General features: G+C 52.8%; 10 protein-coding genes. 8 read left to right on the forward strand and 2 right to left on the reverse strand.

Annotated elements, in window-relative coordinates:
• From AC128V_RS05990 to AC128V_RS06020, 7 genes are all read left to right on the forward strand, one after another.
• Positions 1-519 (forward strand): ATPase, T2SS/T4P/T4SS family (locus AC128V_RS05990; protein ID WP_482763767.1); only part of this gene is annotated, 519 nt, incomplete at its 5' end.
• Complete coding sequence (locus AC128V_RS05995) at positions 506-1,270, forward strand: type II secretion system F family protein (protein WP_482763768.1); 765 nt, start codon at positions 506-508, stop codon at positions 1,268-1,270. The genes AC128V_RS05990 and AC128V_RS05995, both read left to right, overlap by 14 nt.
• Positions 1,257-1,817 carry a type II secretion system F family protein gene (locus AC128V_RS06000; protein ID WP_482763769.1) on the forward strand — a complete coding sequence of 187 codons (561 nt, stop codon included), beginning with the start codon at positions 1,257-1,259 and terminating at the stop codon, positions 1,815-1,817. The genes AC128V_RS05995 and AC128V_RS06000 overlap by 14 nt, the downstream gene beginning before the upstream one ends.
• 13 nt (positions 1,818-1,830) lie before the next feature.
• Complete coding sequence (locus AC128V_RS06005) at positions 1,831-1,986, forward strand: hypothetical protein (RefSeq protein WP_482763770.1); 156 nt, start codon at positions 1,831-1,833, stop codon at positions 1,984-1,986.
• Positions 1,983-2,339 (forward strand): hypothetical protein, encoded by a 357-nt coding sequence (locus tag AC128V_RS06010; RefSeq protein ID WP_482763771.1) that lies wholly within the window; start codon positions 1,983-1,985, stop codon positions 2,337-2,339. The genes AC128V_RS06005 and AC128V_RS06010 overlap by 4 nt, the downstream gene beginning before the upstream one ends.
• Positions 2,323-2,661, forward strand: coding sequence for a hypothetical protein (locus AC128V_RS06015; protein ID WP_482763772.1), 339 nt, complete (start codon positions 2,323-2,325; stop codon positions 2,659-2,661). Before AC128V_RS06010 ends, AC128V_RS06015 begins: the two co-directional genes overlap by 17 nt.
• On the forward strand, positions 2,658-3,041 hold the full coding sequence (locus tag AC128V_RS06020; protein WP_482763773.1) for a hypothetical protein: 384 nt from the start codon (positions 2,658-2,660) through the stop codon (positions 3,039-3,041). The genes AC128V_RS06015 and AC128V_RS06020 overlap by 4 nt, the downstream gene beginning before the upstream one ends.
• On the opposite strand, the gene AC128V_RS06025 is transcribed toward AC128V_RS06020, so the two are convergent.
• The gene (locus AC128V_RS06025) at positions 3,030-4,214 is read right to left on the reverse strand and encodes an MFS transporter (protein ID WP_482763774.1); all 1,185 of its coding nucleotides are present in this window, start codon (positions 4,212-4,214) and stop codon (positions 3,030-3,032) included. The genes AC128V_RS06020 and AC128V_RS06025 overlap by 12 nt on opposite strands.
• Positions 4,207-5,058 carry a DMT family transporter gene (locus AC128V_RS06030; protein ID WP_482763775.1) on the reverse strand — a complete coding sequence of 284 codons (852 nt, stop codon included), beginning with the start codon at positions 5,056-5,058 and terminating at the stop codon, positions 4,207-4,209. Before AC128V_RS06030 ends, AC128V_RS06025 begins: the two co-directional genes overlap by 8 nt.
• Positions 5,059-5,262: 204 nt before the next feature.
• Here AC128V_RS06030 and AC128V_RS06035 point away from each other — a divergent pair.
• On the forward strand, positions 5,263-6,680 hold a 1,418-nt coding region (locus AC128V_RS06035; RefSeq protein WP_482763776.1), incomplete at its 3' end, for an ABC transporter substrate-binding protein.

Consider the following 6,680-nt stretch of genomic DNA (forward strand, 5'->3'; position numbering starts at 1 on the left):
AAGGCACAGCAAAGCATTCTGATTGCCGGGGCGACCCAGGCTGGCAAAACCACCATGATGACTGCGCTTTTGGCAGAGCTTGAAACGCATGAGCGGTTGATTTCCTGCGAAGACACCTTTGAACTTGCCATTGAGCACAACGACTGGGTCGCAATGCAGGTTAGGCCAGCCAGTGCCGAGGGCACTAGGGAGATAGGTCTTCGTGAATTAGTGAAACAGTCACTTCGCATGCGGCCTTCACGATTGGTGATTGGCGAAGTTAGAGGTGCAGAGGCACTGGATATGTTGGTTGCCCTGAATTCCGGCATTCCAGGCCTCTGCACCTTGCACGCGGATTCCGCAAAAGCAGCGCTGCAAAAGCTTTTGACCTTGCCGCTTTTAGCTGGCGAGAACATCACCGACAAATTCCTTCGCCCAACGGTGCTAGGTGCATTTGACCTGGTGGTTTTTTGCAAACGACTACCAGATGGCAGACGTATCGTCGCCGAGATTCTGGAGGTGAGCGATGCGGTTTTATAGCGAGCTGATCGAGAAGGCGGGATTGTCAGCGAGAACTAATCAAGTAGGTTTTGTGATCTTGGCGAGCTGTCTGGCAGTTGGACTTGCGGGATACCTGTTCAGCGGAGTCTGGGGTCTTGGGCTTTGTCTTGCGCTTTTGTCGCTGGCCTTTGCCATTGAAGTGCTTCGGTTGAAAGCCGAGGCTCGACAGCGGGCGTTTGATGCCTGCTGGCCGCAGGTTTTTGACAGCTTCCAATCCGCAAGCATTAGTGGGCTCGGTTTCAGGGAGCAGTTGGACTACCTCTCGGCGCAGGGACCTGCAGCACTCAGGAAGGAATTTGGCAATCTACTTAGGCTTTACGACTCGGGATATGAACTAGACCGCTTGATGCCGCAGTTGCGCCTGCAATTTTCCAATCGCTATGCCGATCTATTGGCGCTACTTATTGAACTCGACTCTGAACTCGGCGGGCACGGCATGGCTGTGACCTACCAGCGAGCCGCTATCCAGGTCAGAAAAGAGCAGGGGGAGATGTCCCAGCTTCAGGCCAAACAGGGCTGGGTTTCATCCAGTGCGAAACTCGCACTGCTCGCTCCCTGGCTAATCGCCCTGGTGCTGGTGCAACTTCCACAGAACAAAGCGGCGTTTGCCACCGAGCTCGGTGCTGCGATTCTAATTTTGGGCTTGGTGCTGAGCTTGGTCGCCTACGCCCTGGTGAATCGAATGGGGCGGTTGCCGCTACCAGGGCGGGTGCTAAATGGAATTCAGTAATCGGTTGCTTCAGGCGCATCAATCAGCTGAAGCCACTTCCAATGGCTTTAACTTGCAGCGAGCGCTCGCCCGATTTCGTTCGAAGTCGGCTGGTCGCATTTACGCAGAAGAGGCGAAACAGTTTGCGGACGTGACTTCAGTCTTTGGGCTGCTACTCGAAAATGGCCTTCCCGTCTCGGTCGCGATTCGATGGCTTGCGCCAAGACTCAGCGGGGTTTGGCAGCCGAACTTTACGTTTCTGATAGAAAACCTCGACCTGGGGGCTGACCTGATATCAGAGCTGCGGGCCTTATCGGAGCGCATGCCACTGGCCGAGGTGATCGAGTTCACGGAAAAACTTCAAATCTCCATTGAGCGCGGAACCCCAAGCGCTCACCAAATCTCTCAGCTCTCTTTGTCAATACAGCAGCAGGTATTGCGCGGGCTTATAAAAAGAGCCGGCGAGAACGAAACCAAAATGCTGGTTCCAACCATCTTTTTGATTCTGCCGGTGACAGTGCTGTTCGCGGTATTCCCATCCCTAGCTGTTCTGCAATCCACCTACTAACGAAAGGAATCAAATGAAAAAACTACTTACCTCTGAGCGCGGCGATGTGCCGGGCTGGGTACTGATAACTCTTATGACCGCAGGCCTGGTGGTTGTGATCTGGGCTTTCGCTGCTCCTGCCCTGCAGGGTGTATTCGATGAGGCAATGGACCGGGTGGTCAAGTTTTGAATGATCGAGGCAGCGCAGTAATCTCCGCCCTGGCTGGAATCACGCTCGCCACAACCGTGACGCTCACCACTTTGGCGCTAGGGCTATCGGCGATAAATGTTTTGGTCATTAGGGATGCCGCAATCGATTCCGCGCAGCAGGCTGCGCTAGCTAAGTCTTCTTCCAAGAATGAATACCTACTGCGGCTAATTCAAAAACGTGTTCCATCCATGGTTTCGGTTCGGGTTGTGGAGATCGCGGATGAAGCGGTAACTGGCTATCGCGTCGAAGGGCAGCTTCCAGGGCTTGGATTTTTGTCGGGCCTTGCGAATGTGAGCGTGGAAGTCTCGGCAGCAAATGAAGCCATCCTCTGACCAAGGATCTAGCCCACTCGAACTTGTCACCCTTACGGCCCTATTGGTTATGCCAATTGGACTAGCCCTCGGGCTATACCAGCAACTGGCCAACGAACTGGCCGCAGAGTCGATTGCTAGACACTCGTTACGGCTTGCCATGCTCACCTCGCCGGAAAAGCCAAGTCAGAGTTTTGACTCAGCGATCCAACGCTTCTCAAAGGATTGGCAAGTGCAGGATGTTGATTACCGCTACTGGTGCTCGCTGGGCTGCTCCCTAGTGACGTTAGAGATTCAAGTCGGTCAAGCAACCGCCATTCAAACTATGGGGCTACCCAAGTGAAAGACCGCGGCAGCCTTGCCATATTGATAGCGGGATACCTGGGATTACTGCTGACTCTTTTCCTGGGCGGATTCGCAGTGGCGATTGGCTTAGTTGCTCAGAACCGGATTCAGGGAGTGACTGACTCAGCACTGTTATATGCACATGACCGTGCAGTTACTAAAGGCATTCCCAACTTGGCAAAACTTGAAAGTGCGATCGATACGTTTTTGAGCAACGCTCCAAGCGGTAAGCAACTTGAGGTAATCAGTCTGGATACCGCAGTGAATGGTGTGAAGTCGTCTCTTACGCTCTGTGCCAAACACTTGGACCCAATAGGTAGGTATCTACCCGGGATGATTTGCAAAAGCGCAAACGCAGAGAGCTTCCTAGTCGATTGACTTTTTATCTGGGGCGTGAATTGGGAGGTATTTCCAAAACAGAAAAGCTCCGTAGAAATTCAAAAGTCCTGTAATCGCTAGCGCCGCAGGAAGCGCTATCAACGCGGTAAGGGTCGTGATCATCAGCGGGGCAAGTACGACACCACCGGAGGTCATCATCCGAAATGCAGCAAGGAACTCGCTGCGCGCTCCATCTGGAGCAAGGTCAGCACCCAGCACCATGTTTATGCCGGCGCTCGCGGCATTAGCCAAGGCGGTGACGGCAGCCAGTATCCAAAACGAGTTCAGGTCGATAACCATGAATGCAAATAGATAGGAGACACCAAGAGCTAGAAGCGTTGGGACGGAGGACCAGAACTTACCCCAGCGGCTCATGATCAACCCAGATGCATAAAACAGTGCAAAGTCGATAACCCCGGTGACACCAAAGATTAGTGATGCGGTTGCAGGATCAATTCCCAGTTGAATTGCCAACAGTGGCAAGCCAATCATTCGAATGGTTCGACCCGCGGAGATGATTGCGGAGGCCATGCCGAGGGTGAGGAGTTTTGCTCGCTCGCGCTTTGCAACCTCCCAAACATTGCCGTGTTGCCCGGATGGGGGAGAGTGCAGTTTGTTTTTTGGAACAGAAGTTACCGCGATCATCGCCACCAAACACAGCGAGCTGGCAACCAGATAAGCAGCCTCGGTGCCAAACTGCGCTACCGCCAAAGAGCCAAGAATTGGACCCAGCGCTGCACCACCGCGAAATGACCCACCAAGCAGTGACATTGCCTTTGCGCGGTGGCTCACTGGAACCTGAGCTGCCAAAAGCGAGTGCCTAGAAAGTCCAAAGAGCGAGAACATCGCGCCAAAGCCCATGGCAATCAAAAGCAGTGGCCAATAGCCAAGGTTTAGGAATCCTAAGACTCCAAACATGGCGGCGACAACTGTCGCCACAACCATTGAGGTTCGCTCGCCCAATCGATTTACGATCGAGGATGCCGGCAACTCAAAGAGCAGGGTCCCAAGCATTGCTGCGGCGGTAACCGCGCCAGCAGCCGCCAGGTCGAATCCATATTCGGTGGCGGTTGCCGGAAATATCGGGAGTAGCGAGCTAAACGCTGCTTCAAAAAGCAGTGATGGCAGGTAAACCGGAATGGCGAGCGAGCGCTTTTTGAAATTCTCAGTCACGTTGAGCCTTACTTCTGTTTCCAAAGTATGCAGCGCCAATGATTAGCGCTCCGGATAGTGCAAGCAACCAGGTGAGCTGTTTGCCACTAACCAATAGCAGCAGCGTGGTGGAAAGCAGTGGAGTTAGAAAAGAGAGAAGTCCAATTCGCTGAGGGTCCCCTGATTTCAATGCATAGTCCCAGAGGTAAAACGCTCCACCTAATGGCCCAAGGCCTATTGCAATAAGGATTAGCCACTGAGTAGCGGTTGGACTAACCGGTGCCTCCCATAACAGGTGTGCAAACATTGCAAGTATTCCGGCAACCAGAGCGAAGAGTCCGACAGCGGAGCTTTCAAAGTGCGGGAGCCGCTTAGTAAGTAGTGAGTACAAAGCCCAGATAATCGCCGCCAAGAAGGCGAACAGGTAACCAATTAGTCCGCCACTAGTTAGCTCTCCGCCAGAGGTGATTGCTAGCGCAGCCCCTAAGAAGCCAACCAAAGCTGCAATCACCTGTCGCAGGCGCAAGGAAGTTCCAGGTAAAAACATTGGAGCTAAAACGACGATCAGAAGCGGCCAAAGGTAATTCACCAGATTCGCCTGGACTGGAGGTGCCAGCCTTAGGGCAGTGAACAGTGCTGCGTGAAATCCAAACAACCCAAAAACACCCACCACTAATGTCCGTGTCGGCACATTCATTCGGGAAATTTGACCGCGGCTGACAAATAAGGCCAAAACGGAACCAATTAATAGACCTGTGCTGGTCACAAAAAACGGTGGCAGATTACCCAGGATCGAACTCATTGGAGCCAAGGTTGCCCAGAGCACTATGGCAGCTATCGCGGCGCTATCTGAGCGGGAAATCACGTGTTTGAGTCTAGTGCGCTAGGGCTAGAAGGCACTTGCCAGCAATCGCTTACAGGTGCAAGGTGAACAGCCGGACAACAAATAGTGAAGAAAAATTACATTTTCTGTTTTCAAACCCTCAACTTTCGGTGTAATGTCAAACAAGTTTCCTTCATTAGAACTCCTAATGATTGGGGAACGGTACCTAACTCAAAGGAGAGAAACATGAAGTTCTCGCGAATCGTTCGCGCGGTAGCTATTGCTGCTGTAGGTGTCCTTGGCACCTCCGGTCTAGCTGTAGCTCCTGCAGGTGCAGCAGACCGCACCCTAGTGAGAATTGCGGAAAGCAACGTCCGTACCTCACTTAACTCGTCTCACAGCGACCACAACCTGGTTGAAAACGGCACCGTTGCCTACCTAACTGGAGACGGTTTCAACTACTACGACAACAAGTCAAATCTTGTAAAGAAGACTGGCTTCGGTTCCTACCGAATCGTCAAGGAGAAGCCACTAACCATCGAGACCAAGCTAAACAAGGGTCTTGTATGGTCTGACGGTGCTCCAATTGACGCCTACGACTTGCTACTAGGTTGGGTGACCGCATCTGGTTACTTCGACAACGATGCCCAGGGTGTTTACTGGGATGACGTGTCCAAGGAATCTGGTATGGAGAAGATCACCAAGTTCCCAACCATTTCTCAGGACAGCCTCACTGTTACCTGGACCTTCGACGAGTTTGACTCGGCTTGGGAGCTATTCTTCGGAATCGGCAAGCCAGTTCACGCCCTAACTCAGTTGGCTTACCCAACCTTGAGCGACGGTCAGGCAAAGGCTAAGTTCGTAACTGCAGTAAAGAAGAAGGACTGGAAGGTTCTGAAGGCTCTTGCTACTCAGTGGAACACCGCTTACAACTTCATCGACACCAAGCCAATTGATGAATCGACCGACCCTAACCTGTTGATCGTTGCTGGTGCTTACACCATCAAGAGCTCGGTGCCTGGCAAGTCCATGACCTTGGTAGCGAACCCGCTATACAAGACTGGTCCAAAGCCAACCATCAAGACCGTCCAGCTAGTAACCATTCCAGACTCGACCGCTATGGGTCAGGCACTGGCAAACGGTGAAGTTGACATCATTGCACCGCAGGCAACTGCTGCTTTGAACAACTCTCTTCTAGCTCAGCCAAACACCACGGTTTACGGTTTCGGTGCTGCAACTTACGAGCACCTTGACGTTGACCTAAAGGGTCCAGCTTGGGCTGGCATGTCAGCAGCAAAGGCTAACGACCTACGTCGTGCGCTACTGCTAACCATTCCTCGTCAGGAGATCGTTGACAAGCTAGTGAAGACCATTAACCCTGCGGCTAAGGTTCTGAGCTCGATGACCCCTTACTTCAACGCTGACCCTAAGCACGCAGCCATGGTTGCTACCTCTGGTGCCAAGCCTTACCTAGACGCTGAGGCAACCCGTCTAGCAGCTGCTAAGGCACTGCTAACCAAGCACGGCTACTCAACCACCAACCCATTGAAGCTAACCCTTCACTGGGGTGGCCCAACCAACGAGCGTCGCAAGAACACCGCTGCGCTAATCGTTGCTGCGGCTGCGAAGGCTGGCATTGAAGTAACCAGCAAGCCTTCAGCGGT

The sequence above is a fragment of the Aquiluna sp. genome (assembly GCF_965064355.1).